This is a genomic window from Micromonospora ureilytica (assembly GCF_015751765.1).
GTDB classification, from domain to species: Bacteria; Actinomycetota; Actinomycetes; order Mycobacteriales; family Micromonosporaceae; genus Micromonospora; species Micromonospora ureilytica.
Genome location: NZ_JADOTX010000001.1, coordinates 1,801,261 through 1,823,106 on the forward strand (window position 1 = coordinate 1,801,261; position 21,846 = coordinate 1,823,106).

15 protein-coding genes are annotated in these 21,846 nt (G+C 72.9%); 9 read left to right on the top strand and 6 right to left on the bottom strand.

Going from position 1 to position 21,846, the window contains the following annotated elements; all coding sequences use genetic code 11:
* Positions 1-19 precede the first annotated feature (19 nt).
* Complete coding sequence (locus IW248_RS07875; protein ID WP_196926359.1) at positions 20-964, bottom strand: GlxA family transcriptional regulator; 945 nt, start codon at positions 962-964, stop codon at positions 20-22.
* Positions 965-1,017: 53 nt separating this feature from the next.
* Here IW248_RS07875 and IW248_RS07880 point away from each other — a divergent pair, with 53 nt between their 5' ends.
* From IW248_RS07880 to IW248_RS07905, 6 genes are all read left to right on the top strand, one after another.
* Entirely contained in the window at positions 1,018-1,584 is a 567-nt protein-coding gene (locus IW248_RS07880) for a DJ-1/PfpI family protein (protein WP_196926360.1), read from the top strand.
* 135 nt (positions 1,585-1,719) lie between these two features.
* The gene (locus IW248_RS07885; RefSeq protein ID WP_196926361.1) at positions 1,720-4,389 is read left to right on the top strand and encodes a carboxylate--amine ligase/circularly permuted type 2 ATP-grasp protein; all 2,670 of its coding nucleotides are present in this window, start codon (positions 1,720-1,722) and stop codon (positions 4,387-4,389) included.
* Between the two features lie 98 nt (positions 4,390-4,487).
* Positions 4,488-6,266 (top strand): N-acetylglutaminylglutamine amidotransferase, encoded by a 1,779-nt coding sequence (locus tag IW248_RS07890; RefSeq protein WP_196926362.1) that lies wholly within the window; start codon positions 4,488-4,490, stop codon positions 6,264-6,266.
* A gap of 3 nt (positions 6,267-6,269) precedes the next feature.
* Complete coding sequence (locus IW248_RS07895; RefSeq protein WP_196926363.1) at positions 6,270-8,114, top strand: S9 family peptidase; 1,845 nt, start codon at positions 6,270-6,272, stop codon at positions 8,112-8,114.
* 17 nt (positions 8,115-8,131) lie between these two features.
* Positions 8,132-8,695, top strand: coding sequence for a hypothetical protein (locus IW248_RS07900; RefSeq protein ID WP_307787831.1), 564 nt, complete (start codon positions 8,132-8,134; stop codon positions 8,693-8,695).
* Positions 8,696-8,768: 73 nt separating this feature from the next.
* Positions 8,769-9,323, top strand: a complete 555-nt coding sequence (locus IW248_RS07905; protein WP_196926364.1) for a dihydrofolate reductase family protein — start codon at positions 8,769-8,771, stop codon at positions 9,321-9,323.
* A 7-nt stretch (positions 9,324-9,330) separates the two neighbouring features.
* Here IW248_RS07905 and IW248_RS07910 read toward each other — a convergent pair whose 3' ends face one another.
* Positions 9,331-12,363 carry an AfsR/SARP family transcriptional regulator gene (locus IW248_RS07910; RefSeq protein ID WP_196926365.1) on the bottom strand — a complete coding sequence of 1,011 codons (3,033 nt, stop codon included), beginning with the start codon at positions 12,361-12,363 and terminating at the stop codon, positions 9,331-9,333.
* A 70-nt stretch (positions 12,364-12,433) separates the two neighbouring features.
* Complete coding sequence (locus tag IW248_RS07915; protein ID WP_196926366.1) at positions 12,434-15,505, bottom strand: AfsR/SARP family transcriptional regulator; 3,072 nt, start codon at positions 15,503-15,505, stop codon at positions 12,434-12,436.
* Positions 15,506-15,704: 199 nt separating this feature from the next.
* Here IW248_RS07915 and IW248_RS07920 point away from each other — a divergent pair, with 199 nt between their 5' ends.
* Positions 15,705-16,439, top strand: a complete 735-nt coding sequence (locus IW248_RS07920) for an AfsR/SARP family transcriptional regulator (protein WP_231396879.1) — start codon at positions 15,705-15,707, stop codon at positions 16,437-16,439.
* Between the two features lie 48 nt (positions 16,440-16,487).
* Here the strand turns inward: IW248_RS07920 and IW248_RS07925 are convergent, their stop codons facing one another.
* Positions 16,488-17,042 (bottom strand): hypothetical protein, encoded by a 555-nt coding sequence (locus IW248_RS07925; protein WP_196926368.1) that lies wholly within the window; start codon positions 17,040-17,042, stop codon positions 16,488-16,490.
* A gap of 40 nt (positions 17,043-17,082) precedes the next feature.
* Entirely contained in the window at positions 17,083-18,030 is a 948-nt protein-coding gene (locus IW248_RS07930; protein ID WP_196926369.1) for a hypothetical protein, read from the bottom strand.
* A gap of 231 nt (positions 18,031-18,261) precedes the next feature.
* Here IW248_RS07930 and IW248_RS07935 point away from each other — a divergent pair, with 231 nt between their 5' ends.
* The gene (locus tag IW248_RS07935; RefSeq protein WP_196926370.1) at positions 18,262-20,136 is read left to right on the top strand and encodes a pectate lyase-like domain-containing protein; all 1,875 of its coding nucleotides are present in this window, start codon (positions 18,262-18,264) and stop codon (positions 20,134-20,136) included.
* A gap of 62 nt (positions 20,137-20,198) precedes the next feature.
* Here IW248_RS07935 and IW248_RS07940 read toward each other — a convergent pair whose 3' ends face one another.
* Positions 20,199-20,594, bottom strand: a complete 396-nt coding sequence (locus IW248_RS07940) for a hypothetical protein (RefSeq protein WP_196926371.1) — start codon at positions 20,592-20,594, stop codon at positions 20,199-20,201.
* 133 nt (positions 20,595-20,727) lie between these two features.
* Here IW248_RS07940 and IW248_RS07945 point away from each other — a divergent pair, with 133 nt between their 5' ends.
* The gene (locus IW248_RS07945; RefSeq protein ID WP_196926372.1) at positions 20,728-21,774 is read left to right on the top strand and encodes a GDP-mannose 4,6-dehydratase; all 1,047 of its coding nucleotides are present in this window, start codon (positions 20,728-20,730) and stop codon (positions 21,772-21,774) included.
* Positions 21,775-21,846: the final 72 nt, after the last annotated feature.

Consider the following 21,846-nt stretch of genomic DNA (forward strand, 5'->3'; position numbering starts at 1 on the left):
CCACGGTCACCGTCGAGGGTCAGGGGGTGAAGGCCCGCCGGTACGCGGTAGGGGTGGTCGCGAAGGCCCGCTGGAAATGCGCACGGAGGTTGGTCGCCGTGCCCAGACCGGTGCGCCGAGCGACCTCGTCAACGGTGATCCCGCCGTCCTCGAGCAGGGTGCAGGCTGCGCGTAGCCGTTGCTGGATCAGCCAGGCTCGTGGGCTCGTCCGGAACCGACTCCGAAAGGCACGGTGCAGCGAACGGCTGGACATCACACCCTGCCGGGCAAGGTCCGCGACGGTGATCGGGCGGTGCAGGTTGTTGCTCGCCCACGCGGTGAGCGTGGCCAGTTCGTCGTCCTCACCCGGGATGCCGACCGGGATGAACTGGGCCTGACCGCCGGCTCGGTGCAGTGGTGTGACCATGTGGCGGGCCCGTTGGATGGCGACGGCCTGCCCGTGGTCGCGGCCGACGAGGTAGAGGCACATGTCGAGGCCGGCGGCGAGTCCGGCGCTGGTGAGCACCTCACCTTCGTCGATGTACAGCGCGTTCGCGTCCACGAGCACCAGCGGGTGCTCGTGGGCGAGCGCGTCGGCGTGCGCCCAGTGGGTCGTCGCGCGGCGGCCGTCGAGCAGACCGGCCTGGGCCAGCGCGAAGGCACCGGTGCAGATCGACGCGATGCGGGCGCCACGACGGTGTGCCTGCCGCAGCGCCTGGAGAGCACGCGCCGGTGCCGGCCCACGGCGGAATCCGGGCACGATCACCGTGTCGGCATCGTCGAGCGCGTCAAGCGCGGCGGCGACTGTCAGCTCCAGGCCGCCGGTGGTGGTGGTGACCGAACCACCGTCCAGTGCGCACACCGTCATCGCGTACCGGCCGTGGCCCTCGTGGCCGAAGACCTGCGTCGCGATGGTCAGATCGAAGGCGACGACTCTGGGGAGGGCGAGAACGGCGACCCGGTGCGTGGCGGAACTCTTACGCATGATGGCAAGGATGCCACTCGTCGCTGCCCGCTCGACGGGAGATTCTGGGCCGTATGCGAATCGAGATCGTGGTGTTCGACGGCTTCGACGAACTGGACGTCTTCGGGCCGTTCGAGGTGTTGTCGATGGCCGGCTTCGACGTGGGGCTGGTCGCCGTCGAGCGGCCGGGCCTGGTCACCAGCATGCGCGGTGTCCAACTCCAGGTCCCCGAGGTGCTGAATCAGGCCGACGGCGTGATCGTCCCGGGTGGCGGATGGCTGGACCGGGCCACCGAGGGTGCCTGGGCGCAGGCGCAGCGCGGTGTGCTTCCGGCGCGGCTGGCCGCGTTGGCGCCGACGGCGCGGTGGCTGGCGTCGGTGTGCACAGGTGCGCTGGTGCTCGCGGCCGCCGGCCTGCTGACGGGTCGGCGGGCGACCACCAACCGCAACGCGTACGACGAGTTGCGCGCCTACGACGTCACAGTCCTCGACGAGCGGGTGGTCGACGACGGTGACCGGGTCACCGCCGGCGCGCTGTCGGCCGGGCTCGATCTGGGGCTGTGGCTCACCGAACGGGAACTCGGCGCCGCCACCACCGACCGGGTCGCCGCGTCCATCGAGTACCGGACGGCGAGTCGCTGAGCAGCCCGGACAGAGTCCCTGAGCAGCCCGGACAGAACGGGCGCGTCACCTTAACGCGCCGGAAACACCCCCGGTACCAACCCTGGGAACGCTCGTCGGACAGTCCCGACCACCGACACGCGAACCGGGGTGACCATGGCCGACAACACCACGAACGCGCCGACGTACGACGGGCCGGTGGGCCGGTCCGGCAACGGCCGGACGCTGCCCGCCCCGCGCACGAACCCGGTCCTGTCGCTGGACGACGGTGACCCGGCGGACCTGGCCACGATCGGTGTGGAGGAGGAGTTCCACGTCGTCGACCTGCACACCCGGGAGTTGGTGCCCCGCGCCGGGGAGTTGCTCGACCGGTTGCCGGCGACCTCGTTCACCGCCGAGTTGCACCGCAGCGTGGTGGAGACCAACACCGCGGTCTGTCGCACCCTGGACGAGATCCGCGCCGAGTTGACCCGGCTGCGGCAGGCGGCCGTCCAGGTCGCCGACCGGGCCGGGCTGGGCATCGTGGCGGCCGGCACGGTGCCGCTGCGCGTCGACGGCGACCCGAGCGTGACCCCCACGTCCCGCTACCGGCGGATGGTCGACGAATACCAGCTGCTCGCCCGGGAGCAGCTGATCTGCGGAGCGCAGGTGCACGTCGGCGTCTCCGACCGGGACCTGGCGGTGGCGGTCACCCGTCGGGTCCAACCGTGGCTGCCGGTGCTGCTCGCCCTCTCCACCAGCTCGCCGTACTGGATGGGCCAGGACAGCGGCTACGCCAGCGTGCGATCGCTGGTCTGGCAACGCTGGCCCACCGCCGGCGACCCGGGCGAGGTGACCAGCGCCGCGGACCACGAGGCGCTGGTCGCCGAGCTGATCTCCTCCGAGACCATCACCGACCCCGCCATGATCTATTTCGACGTCCGGCCGTCGGCGCACGTGCCCACCGTGGAGCTGCGGATCACCGACGCCAACGCCGACGTGGAGACCATCGTCCTGCTCACCGGCCTGTTCCGGGCGCTCGTCCGGCGGGAGGTCGCCGCCCTGCGCGCCGGGGTGGACCGCACAGCCGTGCGACCACCGGTGCTGCGCGCCGCCGTGTGGCGGGCGGCCCGCTCCGGGCTGGAAGGCGACCTGCTCGACCTGCCCCGGTCGGCCCGACCGGTGCCGGCCGCCCAGGCGGTCCGCCGGCTGGTGACCGACCTGCGCCTGCAGTTGGAGGCGACCGGGGACTGGGAGCAGGTCAGCGAGCTGACCCGGTACGCGCTGGAACACGGCAGCTCCGCGGCGCGGCAGCGGCGGGCGTACGAGCGGCGTGGCCGGTTGGCCGACGTGGTCGACCTGCTGCTCGACGAAACCCGGGGACGGGTCCGAGGGCCGTTGCCGGGTGCGCCGACACCGCCGACGCTGCCCACGTACGCCGACGCCGGCGACGAGGTCTTCGGACCGGCCGGACCGCAGCCGGCGTACGCCCCGATGCTCGCGGCCCTGCGCCAGCTCGGCGCCGGCGCCCTGCGTCAACGCGAACACGACCGGGACGAGGAACAGCGGGCCCGGGGGGTGACGTTCAGCGTGGCCGGCGAGGCGAGCACCCGGCTCTTCCCGGTGGACCTGGTGCCCCGGGTGGTGCCCGCCGCCGACTGGCGGACCCTGCGCACCGGCCTGGTGCAACGAGCCCGCGCCCTCGACGCGTTCCTGCGCGACGTCTACGCCGACCGGGCCGTGGTGGCCGACGGCGTGGTGCCGGCGTGGGTGGTGGAGTCCTCACCCGGGCTGCGCCCGACCGGGGCGCTGATGGGCCGGCGGGGCACCCGCGCCCAGGTGTCCGGCACCGACCTCGTCCGCGACCCGGACGGCGGCTGGTACGTGCTGGAGGACAACCTGCGGGTGCCGTCCGGGATCGGCTACGCGGTGCAGAACCGTCGGCTGACCCAGGCGGTGCTGCCGGAGCTGCCGGTGCCGGAGGATCTGCTGCCCGCCGACGAGACGCCGGCGATGCTGTACCGGGCGTTGGTCGCGGCCGCGCCCGCCGCCGCCGACGACCCCGCCGTGGTGGTGCTCAGCAGCGGCCCGGGTGATCCGGCGTGGTTCGAGCATCGGCTGCTCGCCGACGAGATGGGCGTTCCGCTGACCGAGACCAGCGACCTGCTGGTGGAGGAGGGCCGGGTTCGGTTGGTCCGCGAGGGCTGCCGCCGCGAGGTCGACGTGATCTACCTGCGGATGGATGAGGAGGCGCTGCTGCACGCGCCGGGCGCGGACGGGGTGCCGTTGGGGTGGCCGCTGCTCGCCGCCGTGCACGCCGGGCGGCTCACGCTGGCCAACGCGTTGGGCAACGGTGTCGGTGACGACAAGGCGCTGTACGCGTACGTGCCCCGGCTGATCGAGTACTACCTGGGCGAGAAGCCGCTGTTGGGGGACGTGCCGACGTACCTGTGTGGGCTGCCCGAGCAACGGGCCGAGGTGCTGGGCCGGCTCGACGAGCTGGTGCTCAAGCCGGTCGACGGGTACGGCGGTGACCGGGTGGTGATCGGCCCCCGAGCCGAGGCGGAGGAGTTGGACGCCGTCCGGGAGCAGATCCTCGCGGCCCCGCACCGGTGGATCGCCCAGGAGATGATCGCGCTGACCACGCACCCGGTCTTCGACGGCACGGCGCTCGCTCCCCGCCACGTCGACCTGCGGGCGTTCGTGTTCCTCGGTGACACCGCCGAGGTGGCGCCGGTGGCGCTGACCCGGGTGGCGCCGGCCGGCAGCATGATCGTCAACTCGTCGCGCGGTGGCGGGTCGAAGGACACCTGGCTGCTCGGTGGAGCCGACGAACCGTCGGTGTAACCCACGCTTGACCCACCCGTCATCGGGACGCAACCCGGTCCGCCAAGCCTGGACCGGTCAGCGGCCCCACCGGATCCAGCGGATGAGAGGTGTCTGCCATGTGCGGTTTCGGAGGCGAGTTCCGCCTCGACGGGGCGCCAGCGGACCTGGCCGCCGTCGAGCGGATGCTCTCCGACCTGACCCCCCGGGGCCCGGACGGCGAGGGGCGGTGGCAGCAGGGGCCGGCGGCCCTTGTGCACCGCCGACTGCGCATCATCGACCTGTCCGACGCGGGCGCCCAGCCGATGGTCGACCCCGAGCTGGGTCTTGCCATGGTCTTCAACGGCTGTGTCTACAACTACCGGGAGCTGCGCGACGAGCTGACCGCCGCCGGTTACTCCTTCCGGTCCACCTCGGACACCGAGGTGATCCTCAAGGCGTACCACAGGTGGGGGACGGCCTGCGTCGAGCGGTTCCACGGGATGTTCGCGTTCGCCCTGGTCGAGCTGGCCACGCACACCCTGGTGCTGGCCCGCGACCGGCTCGGCATCAAGCCGCTCTACCTGGCCGAGACACCGGGCCGGGTGCGTTTCGCCTCGACCCTGCCGGCGTTGCTCGCCGCCGGTGACGTGAACACCGACCTCGACCCGGTGGCGCTGCACCACTACATGAGCTTCCACTCGGTGGTGCCACCGCCACGCACGATCCTCGCCGGGGTCCGCAAGCTGCCGCCGGCCACCGTGCGGGTGATCACCGCGGACGGCCGGAGCACCGACACCACGTACTGGCGGCCGGAGTTCAACCGGGCCGCCGCCCCCGCCATGTCCGCCGACGAGTGGCAGGAACGGCTCATGGCGGCGTTGCGCACCGCCGTACGACGGCGGATGGTCGCCGACGTGCCGGTCGGCGTGCTGCTCTCCGGCGGTCTCGACTCCAGCCTGATCGTCGCCCTGCTGGCCGAGCAGGGGCAGACCGGGCTTGCCACCTTCAGCATCGGCTTCGAGGCGGCGGCGGGGGAGAGCGGCGACGAGTTCCACTACTCCGACCGGATGGCCCGCCACTTCGACACCGACCACCAGCAGATCCGCATCGGCGCGGAGCGGTTCGTCCCCGCCGTGCACCGGGCCATCGCGGCGATGAGCGAGCCGATGGTCAGCCACGACTGCGTCGCGTTCCACCTGCTCTCCGAGGAGGTCTCGCAGCGGATCACTGTGGTGCAGTCCGGGCAGGGCGCCGACGAGATCCTCGCCGGCTACGACTGGTACCCGCCGATGGCGAACGTGGCCCGCGCGGACGCCGTCGAGGCGTACGCCCGGGTGTTCTTCGATCGTCGCCACGACGCGCTAGGCGGGCACCTGGCGCCCGAGTGGATGCTCGACCACGACGCCAGCCTGGAGTTCGTCACCGCGCACTTCGGCGCGCCCGGCGCGGACACCGCGCTGGACGCGGCGCTGCGCCTGGACAGCCTGGTGATGCTCGTCGACGACCCGGTCAAGCGGGTCGACAACATGACGATGGCCTGGGGGCTGGAGGCCCGCGTGCCGTTCCTCGACCACGAGGTGGTCGAGCTGGCCGCCGCCTGCCCACCGGCCATGAAGTTGGCGCAGGGCGGCAAAGGTGTGCTGAAGGCGGCGAGCCGGGGCATCGTCCCGGACGAGGTGATCGACCGGCCGAAGGGCTACTTTCCGGTGCCCGCCATCCGGCACCTCTCCGGCCCACTGCTCGACGACGTGCGGGACGCGCTGACCGCCCGACCGGCGCGCGAGCGGGGCCTGTTCCGCAAGGACTACCTGGAGGAGTTGCTGGACGCGCCGAACGCCCGGCGGACCACGCTGGGCTCCAACGCGCTCTGGCAGCTCGGGCTGCTGGAGCTCTGGTTGCAGCGGATCGGGGTTTAGATGATGAGCGTACGGATTGAGGCGCCGCGCACCACCCGCCGGGCCCGACCCGCGAGCCACCGGCCGATGTCGCCGCCGGTGCCCACGATTGAGGACTTCGCCCCCGCGCCGTCCCCCGACGGCCGCCGGGTGGCGTTCCTCTCCGACCGGGCGGGAACGCCCGGCGTCTGGGTCTGCGACGTCGACGCGGGCCCGCCCGTCGCGCTGCCGGTGGGCGACGAGCCGGTCCTCGCGGTGAGCTGGTCCCCGGACGGCAAGTGGCTGGCCTGCGTCGTCGCCCCCGGGGGCGCGCCCCGCACCGAGCTGTGGGTGGTGCGCCCGGACGGTACGCGACGCCGCCAGGTCGCCGGGTTCGGCCGCCGCAGCGCCACGCTCGCCGGCTGGTTGCCCGACGGCGCGGTGCTGGCGGTGACCGAGACCGACGAGCGCGGGCAGGCACTCCTGGTCGACGCGGGCACCGGGCAACGGCAGGTGCTCGCCAAGGGCGACCTGCTCACGCTCCTGGACGTGACCCCGGACGCCGGAGTGGCGCTGCTGCGTCGTGGCCCGCGCAACGCCCGCTGGCTGGAGCTGCTCGACGTGGCGACCGGCGAGCGGCGGCGGCTGGTGCCGGACACCGGGCGGGGCAGCACCGACCAGGGTTGGTTCGGCCCGGACGGCACGAGCGTGCTGGCCCGCACCGACGCGTACTCCGAGCTCGCCGCGCTGGTGCGGGTCGACCTGACCCGACCGGAACAGCCACCGACCCGGCTCGCCGGGCGACCGGACGCCGAACTGGAGCACGTCACGCCGAGCGCGGACGGGCAGCGCGGCGCGCTGTTGTGGAACACCTACGGCGGGCGCAGCGAGCTGAGCCTGCTCGACTTCGCCAGCGGTGTGCAGCGGGCCGTCGCCGCCCCGGGCGAGGTGCTCGGCGACGCCGCCTTCGCCGCCGACGGCGGCCTGCTCTGCCTCACCGCGCAGGGGCCGGTGCGGCCCCGGGAGGTGTGGCTGGTCGACCCGTCGACCGGGGCGCCGCGCCCGCTGCGGTCGGACACCGCCCCGCGTACGGACGATGCCGGTGTCGCGCCGCAACTTGTCGACCTGCGCGCCCGCGACGGGCTGCCGCTCTCCGGCTGGCTGTACCGCCCGGCCGGGCCGGGCCCCTGGCCCACCGCGATCAGCCTGCACGGTGGCCCGGAGGCGCAGGAGCGTCCCGGCTACAACCCGCTGTTCCAGGCCCTCGTGGCGCAGGGCGTCGCGGTCTTCGCGCCCAACGTCCGCGGGTCGTCCGGGTTCGGCCGCTCGTTCGTCGCCGCCGACAACCTCGCCGGCCGCTACGGTGCGATCGCCGACGTGGCGGCCTGCGCCGACTTCCTCGTGGACGCCGGTGTCGCCCGGCCCGGTCAGCTCGGCTGTCTGGGCCGTTCCTACGGCGGTTACCTGGTCCTCGCGGTCCTGGTGAACTTCCCCGGTCTGTTCGCCGCCGGGGTCGCCGAGTGCGGCATCTCCGACTTCCGGACCTTCTTCGCCGAAACCGAGCCGTGGATCGCCGCCGCCGCCGTCAGCAAGTACGGCGACCCGCAGCGGGACGGGGACCTGCTGCGCGACCTCTCCCCGCTGACCCACATCGACCGGCTGGACGTGCCGGTGCTGCTGATCCACGGCGCCAACGACACAAACGTGCCGGCGGGCGAGTCGGCGCAGGTCGCCGAGGCCCTCGCCGCCCGGGGCGTGCCGCACGGGCACCTGGTGCTCGACGGGGAGGGGCACGACTTCCTGGCGCGGGACAACGCCGAGGCGGCCCGTACGGCCACCACCTCCTGGCTGACCCGGCACCTCGCCGCCACCGCGACCGTCGTCGGCTGAGGCGCTATCCTGCGCCGGTGGAGGTCGGGGCGCAGGGCGAGCGGTTGGCCGCGGACCTGGGTCGTTGGCTGACCGAGGTGACCTTCGTCGACCTGGACACCGACGAGGTCACCGCGCGGGTGATCGACTCGGTGGTACGGTGGGCCGAGGCCCAGGGTTGGCGGGTCTACCGGCGCGCGCCCAGCGTGTTGCCGTTGCCGCCGCCGTTGGAGCAGCGGCACTCGGTTCTCGACGTGGCGTGCGCCCGCCCCGACGGTCCGCCCGTCGTGGTGGAGGTCGACCACACGGACCGGGCCCGTACGGTGCAGAAGTTGCGCGCGGAGGCGGACGCCGGCCGGATCCCGATCTGGGTGCGGTGGGGCGTCGGGCGTTTCACAGCGCCGCCCCCGCCGGTGCGGATGGTGACCGTCGAGGTGACCCGGCGGGCCGGGCCGGCCGGGCGTGGGCGTCTGCACAGCCGCGGCGGTGACCGCCCCGCCCCGGCCCACTCGACCGGCGGCGGCACGGTGACCCCGCAGGCGCTGCCGATCCCGTCGACCGACCCGCCGGCGAGCCCCGAGGACCCGGGTAAGGACACCTGAAGCGAATCGTAAGTGGGCTGCGGCAGAGTTCTGGGTGTCACCGGAGAGCACGACCGACACCCAGGAGATCCCGATGCGCAAGCTCATCAACTCGACCTACATCACCCTCGACGGCGTCATCGAGAACCCGATGTGGACGGGGCCGTACTTCGACGAGGAGGCCATGAGCCTCGCCGGCGAGCAGACCAACGAGGCCGACGCGATGCTGATGGGCCGGGCCACCTACGACGGCATGTCCGCCGCCTGGCCGAACATGGACGAGAGCGACCCGACCACTGGCGCCGCGTACTTCAACAACGTCAAGAAGTACGTCGCCTCGACCACCCTGACCAACCCCACCTGGAACAACACGGAGGTGCTCCAGGGCGATCTGGTCGAGGCGGTCACCGCGCTCAAGGCCCAGGAGGGCAAGAACATCATCCAGTACGGCTTCGGATCGGTCACCGCCCAGCTGATCCGGGCGGGCCTGGTGGACGAGGTCCGGTTCTGGATCCACCCGGTGCTGGAGGGCGGCCCCAGCGTCACCGCGGCACTGACCGACGTCAAGGCGTCGTTCGACCTGGTCGACACCCGGGTGCACAAGAGCGGCGTGATCGTCGCGTCGTACCGGCCGAAGACGACGGCCTGACCGGAGATCAGAGCTGGGCCCGGGCCTCGCTCGGGCTCAGCTGCGCGCCCTCGGCGAGCAACGCGTCGAAGCGCTCCGGCCCGAGTTCGGCCCGCAGGCGTGCGGTCACCCGGTCGGTGTCGTCGCGTTCGGCCGGCGCGGCGGGGGACTGCGTGGCGAGCCGGGCGGCGGCCGCGGCGCCCAGCAGCCGGACGGCGATCTCGGGGGAGCGCACCGCCGACGCCATCCCCTCCAGCGGGCCGACCGCGTCGCGCATCGTCGCCATCGCCTCGGCGGCCTCGAACGCCTCGACGTGCAGGGCCAACGCGGCGTCCGGATCGCCGCCCAACTCGACCGCGTAGCCCAGCTCCACCAGGATCATCGGCAGGTAGAGCGCGGGTTGGCTCTCACTCCGGCCCAGGTCGGCGAGGCGGCTGAGGTGGGTGACGGCCAGGTCGAGCTTGCCGTCGCGGCGGGCGGCCAGCCCAAGGCTCATCTCCGCGAAGATCAGCGCACCGGGCGAGCCCTGCTCCACCGCCAGGTCGTACGCGCGTTCGGCCAGCTCCCGACCCTGGGCGTAGTCGCGGGTCTGCACGGCGAGCCAGGCCAGCCAGGACAGCTCGGCGCAGACCTGCGGCCACAGCGCCAACTCCTCGGCCCAGCGCAGCCCCTCCCGGTGCAGCGCGGCGGCGCGCTCGTGCTCACCGCGCATGTCGGCCAGCCCACCGACCCACTCGGTCGCCCGGAGCCGACCCCACCGGTCGCCGAGGTCGGCGAAGAGCGCGGCGCTGCGGGTCGCGGTGCGCTCCAGGGTGGCCTGGTCGCCGTTGGCGTGTGCGAGGTGGGCCAGGGAGGTGAGCACCGCGGCCTCGGTCCACGGGTCGGCGGCGCCGGTGGGCAGCAGCTCCGACGCCAGGGCCAGGTCGCCGTGCTCGATGACCGCGTTGGCCGCGAACCACGCGGCGTGGCCGGCCGGGTCGGCGACCACCGCGGCGCGCACGTCGTCCGGTGCGACCGCCGCACCCTGCGACAGGGCGAAGCCCACCCGCCAGGGGGCCGCGCGGGCCTCCTGCTCCGGGTCGCCGGGCACGGCCAGCGCTCGCCGCGCCTCGGTGAGCCGGCCGCGCAGGAACCAGTACCAGCTCAGCGCGACCGCCAGGCGCAGCCCGCCACCGTGTGCCAGCGCCGACCGCAGGTTCGCCAGCTCGGCGTCGAGCAGCGCCAGCCAGCGTTGCTGGTCGGCCCCGCGCAGCGCGGGGTCGGCGCGTTCGGCCAGCTCGGTGTAGTAGGCGGCGTGCCGCGCGCGCACCTCGTCGGCGTGGGTGAGGCGTTCCAGGCAGAACGCGGCCACCGACTCGAGTAGCCGGTAGCGGGGGGCCGCGCCGGCGTCGTCGAGCACCACAAGCGACCGGTCCACCAGCCGGGCGAGGGCGTCCAGGTCGGTTCGGCAGACCTGTTCGGCGGCCTCCGGGGTGCACCCGTCCGGGAACACCGCCAGTTGGGCGAGCACCACGCGGTCGGGCTCGTCCAGGAGGTCCCAGCTCCAGCCGATCACCGCGGTCAGCGTCCGCTGCCGGGGTGGCACGTCCCGCTGCGCTGTGGTGAGCAGCCGGAACCGGTCGTCGAGCCGGTCCACCACCCCGCGTACGCCCAGCGCGCGGACCCGGGTCGCGGCCAGCTCCAACGCCAGCGGCAAACCGTCGAGGCGGCGGCACAGCTGGGCGACAGCGGCCGCGGTCTGCCGGTCGAGGCGGAAACCGCGCTGCTGCGCGGCGGCGCGGGCGACGAACAACCGGGCCGCCGCCGAGCGCCGGACCGCGTCCAGGTCACCGTCGTCCGGCACGGGCAGTGGGGGTACCTCCCAGAGCAGCTCACCGGTCAGCCCGAGTGGCTCCCTGCTGGTGGCCAGCACGCTCACCCCGGGCACGTCGCGCAGCAGCCGGGCGACCAGCTCGGCGACCGGTTCGATGACGTGTTCGCAGTTGTCCAGCACGAGCAGCAGCTGCCGGTGCCGCAGGGCCGTGACCACCCGGTCGGCGGGGGACACTGTCGTTCCGGCGGCCTCGTGGGCGCCCAGAGCGCCGAGGACCTGTTCGGCGACGGGCGCGTCACCGGCCGGGAGCGGAGCCAGCTCGATCAGCTGGACGCCGTCCGGGTAGGACGCCGCGCGGGCCGTCTCGGTGGCCAGCCGGGTCTTGCCGACGCCACCCGGCCCGACAAGCGTGACCAGCCGCTGCCGGGGCAGCAACGCCCGTAGCTCGGCCAGCGCGTCGGCCCGCCCGATCAACTCGTCGAGCGGGGCCGGCAGGCTGTTCCGGATGAACGCCGCCTTCGGCGGTGCGCTCAGGCCGGCGTCCTGTTCGAGGATCCTGCGGTGCAGGGCGACCAGCTCCGGGCCGGGGTCGAGGCCCAGGTCCTCGGCGAGCCGGGCCCGCAGGTCGGCGTAGCTGTCCAACGCCTCGGACTGGCGGCCGGCCGCGTACAACGCGCGCAACTGCACCGCCCGCAGACCCTCGCGCAACGGATGCTTGGCGACCAACTCGGCCAGGTCCGCGGCCACCAGATCGTGCTCACCCCGGGCCAGCCGGGCCTGCGCCAACCGCTCCTGGACGACGAGGCGCTGCTCGGCGAGGCGGGCCGCCTCGGCACGGACGAACTCGGCGTCGGCCACGTCGGCGTACGCCTCACCGCGCCACAACGCGAGCGCCTCGGTCAGTCGCTCGACGTCGGCGCACCGGGCCAACTCGTCGAAGCGACCGACGTCGACCGCGTCGACCCGCAGCAGGTAGCCGGGTGGTCGGGACTCGACCAGCTCACGGGCCCCGGGCTCGGCATCGTTGAGCGCCTTGCGCAGTTGCGACACCCGCACCTGGAGGGCGCCGGCCGGGTTCGCGGGGGCGTCGTCACCCCAGAGGTCGTCGATGAGGCGGTCCGCCGAGACCACCTGGTTGCGGTTGGCCAACAGGTCGGCCAGCAACGCCCGGACCTTCGTGCCGGGCACCACCACCGGCTCGCCGGCGTCCGTGGTCACGGCGAGCGGCCCGAGCACCCCGAACTGCACGGCGATCATCCTAGTCGCGCTGAGCCGACCCGAGGTCGCCCCGGAGCGCGTCCGCCGGACACCACAGCGTTCAGCAGGCCGACCGCAGCAGCGGCTCGGGCTCGGCGTCGCCGAGTAGCGCCCGGGCCTGCCGGGCCAGCAGGTGGTGCTGGGCCGCGTGGGCGAGTTGTTCGCCCATCCGGGCGTGCCGCGCCGCCTCCTGGTGCCGGTTGGCCGCCCGGTACGCGCCCGCCAGGCCGAGGTGCGCGTTGACCTCGCCCCGGCGGTAACCGATCTCCCGGCCCAGCCGCAACGCCTGATGCAGCAGATCGAGCGCCGGTGCCGGGCCGTGCAGGCCGAGCGTGGCGGCGCCGAGGGTGGCCAGAGCCTCCGCCTCGACCCGACGTCGACCGATCGCGCGGGCGATGGCCAGACACTCCTGGGCGAGCCCGTGCGCCTTGACGTGGTAGCCCAGGTCGACGTACGCGGCGGCGAGCTGGTCAAGATCGGTCGCGACGCCGTAGCGGTTGCCCACCTGGCGACGGAGCACCACGGCCCGGGTGAGGTGCAGCACCGCCAGGCCGGGCCGGCCGAGCGCGCGCATGCCGACGGCGAGGTTGTGCAGGACGTTGGCGATGTCGTTGAGCGGCTGCTCGGCGACGTCGAGGGACGTGTAACCCTCCATCGCCGCCTGCTGGGCTCGGACCGCGTCGTGTACCTGGCCCAGCTCCAACTGCACGACGCCGAGGTTGCCCAGGCAGCTCCACTCGGCGTGCCGGTTGCCCAGCTCGCGGTAGAGCCGCAGCGCCTGCGCGTAGCACTCGCCCGCCTCGGTCAGCTGGCCCTCCTCCCGGTGCACGATGCCCAGGTTGTTGAGAATCGACGCCTGCCCGGTGCGGTTGCCCAGACGACGTTGGATGGTCAAAGCCGCCTGGAACCGCCGCCGCGCGTCGGCGTAGTCGGCCCGGCTGGCGCTCAACGTCGCCAGACTCGACTGCATCGCGGCCACCCCCGGGTCGTCGCCCTCGAGTTGGGCCTGAGCCAGACCCAGCTCGACGACCTCGCGCCACTCGCCGTGCGCCCCAGTCTCCTGGAGGTAGCCGCGCATCCGGTCGGCGAGGTGCCAGGCGATCTCACGTGGGCCGTGCTGCGCCACGTGCCGGATGGCGGTGAGCAGATTGGCGTACTCGGCGTGGAACCAGCTCGGCGACTCGGGTTGCGCGGCCCCCGCCGTGCGCCGGACCGAGCCGGCGGGTCGGGGGAGGAACGCCATCCGGGGGTAGTTGCGCCGCGCCAGCGCGTCGGCGATGGCCAGGTAACCGTGGAACAGCCGACCCAGGGCTTCGGCGCGCTGGTTGACGGTGTCCTCGTGCCGGGACTGCTCCGCCGCGTACAGGCGGATGAGGTCGTGGGTCACGAACCGACCGCCCTGGGCGGCGGGGCGGACCAGGTGGCTGCTGGTCAGGGTGCGCAGCACGGCGTCGGCCGTGGACCAGTCGACGTCCGCCAGTGCTGCGAGGTCCTCGGTGGTGAAGCAGTCGGTGGGGGTCGACCCGAGCAGTCGCAGCGCCCGCCGCTCGGCGACGCCGAGCCGTTGATAGGAGGGGGTGATCGCGGCGCGTAGCGCCACTCGGGGGTCGCCGGGCACCGAGAGGCCGCCGAGCCGGTCACCCTCCCGCAGTCGCCGCACGTACGCGCGGGCGTCGTCCGGGCCGGTCGTGGCCAGGTTGGCCGCCGCGATCCGCAACGCCAGCGGGAGGTTTCCGCAGAGCGCGGCAAGGTCGTGGACCACATCCGGCGCCACAGTGAACCCGTGATCCTGGAACACCGCGATGAGCAGGTCGGCCGCGGCCTCCGGGCTGAGCGGGTCCAGACCGACGGCCCGCCCACCGTGCAGCGCCACCAGCGCGCCGAGAGTGCTGCGGCTGGTCACGATCACCGCGCAGCCGCCGGCGCCCGGCAGCAGCGGCTCGACCTGCTCCGCCGAGGCGGCGTCGTCCAGGACGATGAGGACGCGGCGACCGGCGAGCGCTGCCCGTAACGCGGCGGCACGGGCGTCGGCGGTGGCGGGTTGGGCCGCTGGGGGCACGCCCGAGTGGCTGAGCAGCTCGGACAGGAGGTCGAAGGGGCGAGCCTGATTCTTGTGCTGGCCGCGCAGCCGTGCGTACCACTGGCCGTCGGGGAACTCGTCCGCGAGTTGGTGACCCAGGTGAACGGCGAGGGCGGTCTTGCCGATGCCCGGAGCGCCCGACACGGACACCAGGGGCAGGCGTCCCTCGCTGGCGGCGGCGGCGATGGAGCGCCGGATGGCCTCGACTGTCGCGACCCGACCGTGCAGCACGCCGATATCGGCCGGGAGCAATGACATCGGTGGCACCGCGGGGGTGGCCGTGGCCGCTGCCGGAGGTGGTCGCCAGCTCAGCGCGGGGTCGGCGCGGAGCACACCGTCGCGCAACTCCCGCACCGCCGGCCCGGGGTCGACGCCCAACTCCTCGGCGAGGATCGTGGCGAGCCGGTGGAAGGCGTCGAGGGCTTCGGCCTGCCGTCCGTCGCGGTACAGCGCGAGCATCAGCTGCGCCCACAGCCCCTCGCGCAGCGGGCTGCGCCGGATCGCCCTGCGCAGCTCAGCGACGATCTCGGCGTGCCGGCCGAGGGCCAGCTCGGTGTCGAAGTAGACCTCGAAGGCGCGCACCCACCGCTCGCTCAGCGCCGGCACGTCCTCGCGGTGCAGCACCTCGGAGTCGACGTCCGTCAACGGCTCGCCGCGCCACAGCGCCAGGGCGTCCCGGAGCAGGTCGGCTCGGCGTTGTGGGTCGGCGGTGACGCTGGCCGCCACGAGCGCGTCGAAACGGGAGAGGTCGAGGGCGGCCGGGGGCAGCTCCAGGAGGTAACCGCTGGCGCGCGTCGCGATCAGCTTGCCCGGGGGGCCCTCGATGGTCAGGGTGCTGCGCAGCCGTCGTACCAGCGAGTGCAGCGCGGCTCGCGCGTGGGTGGGTGCCCCGGTGCCCCAGACGCGATCGACGAGCGCGGCGACGCTTACCGTCTCACCCCGGTTGAGCAGCAGTGTGGCCAGCAATGCCCGCTGCCGGTTCGCCGGGACGGGGATGGTGCGGCCGTGCCGAGAGACGCGCAGCGTGCCGAGCACGGCGAAATCCCACTCCATCGAAGGCCCCCAGCGTCGGCCGACCAGACGCCTCGCGACGTCGACCGGCAGCGACGGTAACACGACGGTCCGACACGGCGGTGTGGGTTTTGACGCACGGTGACCGCCCAGCCGCAGGGCGCGTGACAGCGCGATGACAGCGCTTCGACGACGCCCGCTGCGACCGTTGCGCCGGCGACGAGGAGAGCAGGTGACGCAGATGGAGTTCCGCATTCTGGGGCCGATCGAGGCCGTCCGTGCCGGTCAGTCGGTGCGGTTGGCCGGTCCACAGCAGCGCTCGGTGCTGGCCGCGCTGCTGCTGGCCCGCGGTCGGATGGTGTCGGTGGGCCGGCTGGTGCGCCTGCTCTGGGCCGAGCAGCCGCCGGCGACCGCGCGTACCCAACTGCGCAAGCGGGTCTCCGAGCTGCGCGCGGCGCTCGGTGCCGATCGCATCCGCTCCTGGCGCGACGGTTACGCGGTCCGGTTGGAGGCGGGCGAGCTGGACCTCGACCGGTTCCTCGACGAGGTGCGGCGGGCCGCTGTGCTGGGCGACGCGGGCCGGCTGGCGGAGGCGTCAACCGCGTTGGGCGCGGCTCTCGGCTGGTGGCGCGGGCCGGCGTTGGCCGACGGCACCGACGAGCTGACCGACGCGGAGGTGCCGCAACTGGAGGAGGCGCGGCTCGCCGCGATCGAGCAGCGGGTGGCCGTGCGATTGGACCTGGGTCACCACCCACAGGTGATCGGCGAGCTGGTCACGTTGGTCCGGCGGCACCCGTTCCGGGAGCGGCTGCGCGGGCAGCTGATGCTGGCCCTGCACCACAGTGGGCGTACCGCCGACGGCCTGGGTGTCTACCGGGACTGGCGGGCCGAGCTGTCGGCGCAGCTCGCCATCGAGCCAGGACGGGAGCTGCGCGACCTGCACCGGACGCTGCTCGGTGGGGATGTCTGCCGCTGAGCGCGGTGGTGCCGGGCGGGAGCGCTGCGGCCCCCGCCCGGCGTGCCGTCACGAACAGGAGACGCTCCAGTAGTGCGAGCTGATCTGGTTGTCGGCGGGGGTGCCATCGTCGAACGCCTGGTAGCCGAGGGTGAAGTCGGCCCAGTAGTCGCCGCGCGACAGGCACATGCTGCCACCGGTGAGGAACGCCCCGGTGCGCATCCGTACCGCGTCGTAGTCGTGGTAGACCCCGTTGTTCCAGACCGACGTGGCGATGTTGTCGAAGCTGTAGTCGCCGCCGCAGTCCCACTGGCCGGTCGTGGCGGCGCCACCCGGGTTGACCCAGTTGCTGGCGTTGCCCGCCCAGGCACACCAGCGGCCACCCCAGTAGGCGTGCTCGTAGGCGTAGAAGTAGCCGTCGGCGGCCGCCGCGGCCCGCGCCCCGTCCTGCGGGGTGCTCCGGGGCAGGTCGACCCGCTCGGCCCGGCCGCCGCGGTCGGTCGGCGCGGCTTGGCTGGCCGATCCGACAGCCCCCGGTTGCGCGGGGGATGCGGCCGCCGGTGCGCCGGCCAGCAGCGTGGCGAGCATCGCGCCCCCCGCCATTGCCAGGTGGATACGTCTCATCTCACTCCTCCTTCTCGCCGGGCGACCATCGCCTCGGCGTTCACTGGTGCTCGGCGGCGACCACGGCCCGGGCCCGGGGGACCGCCCCGTGCTCCAGCCGGTTTTTGGCCACCACGTCCTGGTGGTACGCCGCGGTCAGCTCGTCGCCGTGGCGGGCGTCCAGCGCCCGTGTCGTCGCGGCGAGGCCGTCCTGGGCACACCGCGCCTCGGCGACCGCCGCGGCGATCTCGTCCGTCCGCCCTCTGGGGCCGACGCTCTCCCGCAGCCGGTCGGGGGTGTCCGCGGTGTAGCCGTGTTGCCGCAGGCAGCGCGCCCACGGCCGCAGCGCGGTCGTCCAGGCGGGATCGGCGAGGACCCGCCGCTGCCGCAGGTACGTCAGGTCGGCGACCACCTTGCTCGCCCGGTACCACTCGGCCAGGTCGCCGTAGAGCCGGCGCTGCGCCTCGGACGTGCACCCCTCAGCGCTGCGTCGCAACAAGCCGCCGGAGGGGAGCCGCGCCTCCAGTCCCTCCGGGCGGGCGCCGTTGAGCGCGGCCAGGTACGCCTCCCGGCGCTCGGGGGACAGGCCGCTGACGTAGCGCTGGTTGGGGTCGGCGCCCCGGCGGGCGTCGAACGCCCCCACCAGGTCCGAGCCGAAACCGTGCTTCCGCGCCCACGCGATGTCGTCGACGACGTACGGGAAGGAGAGCAGCTCGTCTGCTGGTGGCGGTGTGCCCAGCCACATCCTGAATCCGGCGCGGGTCATGCAGTCCCGGGTGAGCAGTGACTCGGCGCGGATGAGGATCTGCCGATCCTCGGGCCCGACGGGTCGGGCCGGGGCCGGGTCGGCCGACGGTCTGCTTGTCGACGCTGTTCCGGCCGACGTCGAGCCGGGCCGCGCATCGGCGATGGACGACGCGGCCAGCGGCAGTGCCACGGCGAGGGTGACGATGACGACGATCGCCCGCCGTCCGAGCCGGAGCGCTCCGGGTGTTCCGCGTACTCGCATGAGCCGAGCAGACCAGCGCGGTGTTCCCTTTTCGTACCGTCGCCGTACCGCCAGCGCCTCGCCCGCGAACATTCGCGGTGCGGCGCTCGTGGCGTGCGGCTGGATTAACGGGTAGAAACATGTCAACCCCTTCCGTCCCGGCCCAACCTCCGGACGCAAGGCAAAGAGAGCGCTCTCACCGCCCCCAGCTGCGCCGGGAGAACCGTCCGGCCAGCGGAGAGGACGAACCACATGACAGCCCCGTCCCCAGCCGTGCGCCGGAGATCCGGTCGCACCCTCCTGCTCGCCCTGGTGTTGACCACCGCCACCACGATGACCAGCACGGCGGCCTCGGCCGGCCGCCCGACGCACGGCGCCCCCGACTTCGGCCCGAACGTGACGATCTTCGACCCGTCCATGCCGGTCGGCGAGATCCAGCAGATCCTCGACGCGGCGCACGCCCGGCAGGTCGACAACGAGATGGGCACCGAGCGGCACGCCTACCTGTTCAAGCCGGGCACGTACGGCACGGCCGGGCAGCCGTTGCAGGCCAAGGTCGGCTACTACACCGAGGTGTCCGGCCTGGGCGCCTCGCCCACCGACGTCACCATCAACGGGAAACTCGAGGTCTACAACCGTTGCCTCGCCGACGGCGGCACCGGCAACTGCCTCGCGCTTGTCAACTTCTGGCGCACCCTGTCCAACCTGTCGCTCACCATCAACGCGGCCGGCCAGGACGACTGCCGGTCGTCGGCGAACTTCTGGGCGGTCTCCCAGGCGGTGTCGATGCGCCGGCTGAACATCGGCGGCGGCGGTCTGTCGCTGATGGACTACTGCACCGCCGGCCCGCAGTACGCCAGCGGTGGGTTCATCGCCGACTCACGGCTGCCGGCCACGACGAACGGTTCGCAGCAACAGTGGCTGACCCGCAACAGCGAGGTCGGCGGCTGGTCCAACGCGGTGTGGAACCAGGTGTTCGCGGGGGTCGAGGGCGCGCCGGACGACGCCACGTTCCCCGACCCGCCGTACACCACCCTGGAGACCACCCCGCTCAGCCGGGAGAAGCCCTACCTCTTCGTCGACGGCAAGGGTCGCTACCAGGTACGGGTGCCCGCCGCCCAGCGTGACAGCCGGGGCGTCTCCTGGGCCGACGGCATGACACCGGGGCGGACCATCGGAATCGACGACTTCTTCGTCGCCAAGCCGTCCGACTCGGTGCGGGTCATCAACAGCCAGCTCGCGCGCGGCAAGCACCTGCTGCTCACGCCCGGCACGTACGACATCGCGCGCAGCATCGAGGTCCGGCGTCCGGGCACTGTGGTGCTCGGGATCGGGCACGCCACCCTCACCGCCGTGAACGGCGCGATCCCGTTGGACGTGGCCGGTGTGCCGGGGGTGATCGTCGCCGGTGTCACGATCGACGCCGGCCTCGTCGAGTCGCCGGTCCTGCTGCGGGTCGGACGCCAGCACGGCCACAACGCGAGCAGTCCGCACAACCCGACCACGCTCTCCGACGTGTACTTCCGGGTCGGCGGCCCGCACATCGGGCGGACGAACACCGCCCTGGAGGTCAACAGCGACAACGTGCTCATCGATCACACCTGGGTGTGGCGCGGCGATCACGGCGTCGAGGGCTTCACCGAGGGCGTCAACGGTGACACCGACCGCTGGCGCACCAACACCGGTCGCTACGGCGCCATCATCAACGGCGACCACGTGACCGCGACCGGCCTGTTCGTCGAACACTTCCAGCGTTACAACACGGTCTGGAACGGCGAGCACGGCACCACGGTCCTCTACCAGAACGAGCTGCCGTACGACCCGCCGACGCAGGCCGACTGGATGAACGGCCCGGTCGAGGGCTGGGCCGGGTACAAGGTCGGTGACCGGGTGCGTCACCACACCCTCTACGGCGGCGGGGTGTACGTGTTCAACCAGAACAACCCGTCGATCCACACCGAGAACGGCTTTGAGGTCCCGAACCGGCCGGGTGTGCGGCTGCACCACATCATGACCGTCAACCTCAGCGCCGGCACGATCGACCATGTGGTCAACGGCGTCGGCGACGCCGCCGACATGACCAAGGTCGGCGTTCCGGTCTACCTGAACCGGTATCCGACCCCGTAGCGAGAGTGGGCGTACCGACGGTGCCGGAGCCCGCGTCGGCTCCGGCACCGTCGTCGGTGGCGCTACCTCTGGAGAATCCGCGTCAACGGTGAAGGCCGTTGGCGGGCGCGGTGTCGTGGAGGGCGCCGCGGAGCCGTCTCGACGCCCAGCCGGTGGCGCACGGCCAGCGCCGCGCCGCCCACGGCCAGCAGCAGCACGTTCACCGCGAGGTAGCCGCCGACGTCACCGCCGCTGAGCAGGGCGCCGCCGATGATGCCGACCGGCAGCACGGCCCAGGGCCAGAGCAGGAACGCACCGGCACACAGCACCGCGACGGCGGCGGTCAGGCCGACCGCGCCGGGCAGCAGGCTGACCACGGTCACCACCGCGCCCAGCCCGGCGCCGGCGAGCACCAGCAGCGGAGCGCCCAGCACGACACCGCCGGGTCGTCGCGGCGGCGAACCTGGGGTCTCTCCCAAGGCGCCGTCCTCCCTCGTGGTCAGGTGCTCCCTGGGCGTGCCGACGAGCACCCTCGGGAGCAAATTACTAGCGGCAAAGGACCAAGTAGCGCAAAAGGGACAAAAACACTACTTACCAAACTAAACTTCGGATATGTCTGTTACCGCCGTCGGTGTCGACCCGCCGACGGACCTGATGCCCCGGCGCGTTCTGGTGACCGGAGGCGCCGGCTTCATCGGCAGTCACGTTGTCGCCAGACTGATGCTGATGGGCAGTGAGGTCCGGGTGCTCGACAACTTCTCCACCGGCCGGATCGAGAACCTGGCCGACGCCGTGTCCGGCGGGTTGACCGAGGCGGACATCGTCTCGGGTGACATCCGTGCGCCGGAGGGTGTCGAGGTCATCCACGAGTGGCAGCCGGACGTGGTGGTGCACCTCGCCGCACAGCCGAGCGTTCCCACGGCACGTCGTTCACCCCTGTACGACGCCGACGTGAACGTGTTCGGCACCGTTAACGTGCTGGACGCCTGCGCCCGCGGCGGCGTACGGCTGCTCATCAACGCGACAAGCAGCGACATCTTCGGCAGCGTCGCCGCCCACGAGTTGCCGGTCCGCGAGGACCATCCGATCGCGCCGGTGAGCCCGTACGGCGTCAGCAAGGCCGTCGGCGTGCACTACCTCGACTGGTACGGGCGTCAGCACGGCCTGTCGTACACCTCGATGGTGTTCGGAAATGTCTACGGACCTCGGCAGGAGGGCGGCGACTGCGGCGTGGTGTCCCTGATGGCCGATGCGCTGCTCGGGGGCCGGCAGGTGGTCATCCACGACGACGGTACGCAGACCCGGGATTTCATCTACGTCAGCGATGTCGCCGAGGCGATCGCGGTCGCCTGTCACCACAATGCTGTGGGGATGGTCAACATCGCCTCGGGTCGACAGACGAGCGTCAACGAGGTGTACGACACGGTCCGGCAGGCGTCCGGCGTCGACAACGCGGCCCGTTACGAGCCGCTGCCCTGGCCGGACGAGGTGCGCAACATGGCCCTGGACACCACGAAGGCGCGCGAGCTGCTCGGGTGGTATCCCAAGGTCAGCTTCACCGAGGGCGTACGGCTGACGGTGCGTGACGCCCGCCGCCGCCAGGCCGGCAGCCAGATCCTCTCCCCGGTGCGGGCGTTGGAGCGCGCCATCAGCCACTGACAGTCCAGCGTGTAATTCCCGTCATCTGATCCGGAATTTCATCGAACAGTCTAACTCTTGCGGGCCGGCATC

What these genes read in the sequence shown, in the direction of transcription:
- IW248_RS07875 (WP_196926359.1), bottom strand. Translation starts at nt 964, where the DNA reads ATGCGTAAGAGTTCCGCCACGCACCGGGTCGCCGTTCTCGCCCTCCCC.
- IW248_RS07880 (WP_196926360.1), top strand. Translation starts at nt 1,018, where the DNA reads ATGCGAATCGAGATCGTGGTGTTCGACGGCTTCGACGAACTGGACGTC.
- IW248_RS07885 (WP_196926361.1), top strand. Translation starts at nt 1,720, where the DNA reads ATGGCCGACAACACCACGAACGCGCCGACGTACGACGGGCCGGTGGGC.
- IW248_RS07890 (WP_196926362.1), top strand. Translation starts at nt 4,488, where the DNA reads ATGTGCGGTTTCGGAGGCGAGTTCCGCCTCGACGGGGCGCCAGCGGAC.
- IW248_RS07895 (WP_196926363.1), top strand. Translation starts at nt 6,270, where the DNA reads ATGAGCGTACGGATTGAGGCGCCGCGCACCACCCGCCGGGCCCGACCC.
- IW248_RS07905 (WP_196926364.1), top strand. Translation starts at nt 8,769, where the DNA reads ATGCGCAAGCTCATCAACTCGACCTACATCACCCTCGACGGCGTCATC.
- IW248_RS07915 (WP_196926366.1), bottom strand. Translation starts at nt 15,505, where the DNA reads ATGGAGTGGGATTTCGCCGTGCTCGGCACGCTGCGCGTCTCTCGGCAC.
- IW248_RS07920 (WP_231396879.1), top strand. Translation starts at nt 15,705, where the DNA reads ATGGAGTTCCGCATTCTGGGGCCGATCGAGGCCGTCCGTGCCGGTCAG.
- IW248_RS07925 (WP_196926368.1), bottom strand. Translation starts at nt 17,042, where the DNA reads ATGAGACGTATCCACCTGGCAATGGCGGGGGGCGCGATGCTCGCCACG.
- IW248_RS07930 (WP_196926369.1), bottom strand. Translation starts at nt 18,030, where the DNA reads ATGCGAGTACGCGGAACACCCGGAGCGCTCCGGCTCGGACGGCGGGCG.
- IW248_RS07935 (WP_196926370.1), top strand. Translation starts at nt 18,262, where the DNA reads ATGACAGCCCCGTCCCCAGCCGTGCGCCGGAGATCCGGTCGCACCCTC.
- IW248_RS07945 (WP_196926372.1), top strand. Translation starts at nt 20,728, where the DNA reads ATGTCTGTTACCGCCGTCGGTGTCGACCCGCCGACGGACCTGATGCCC.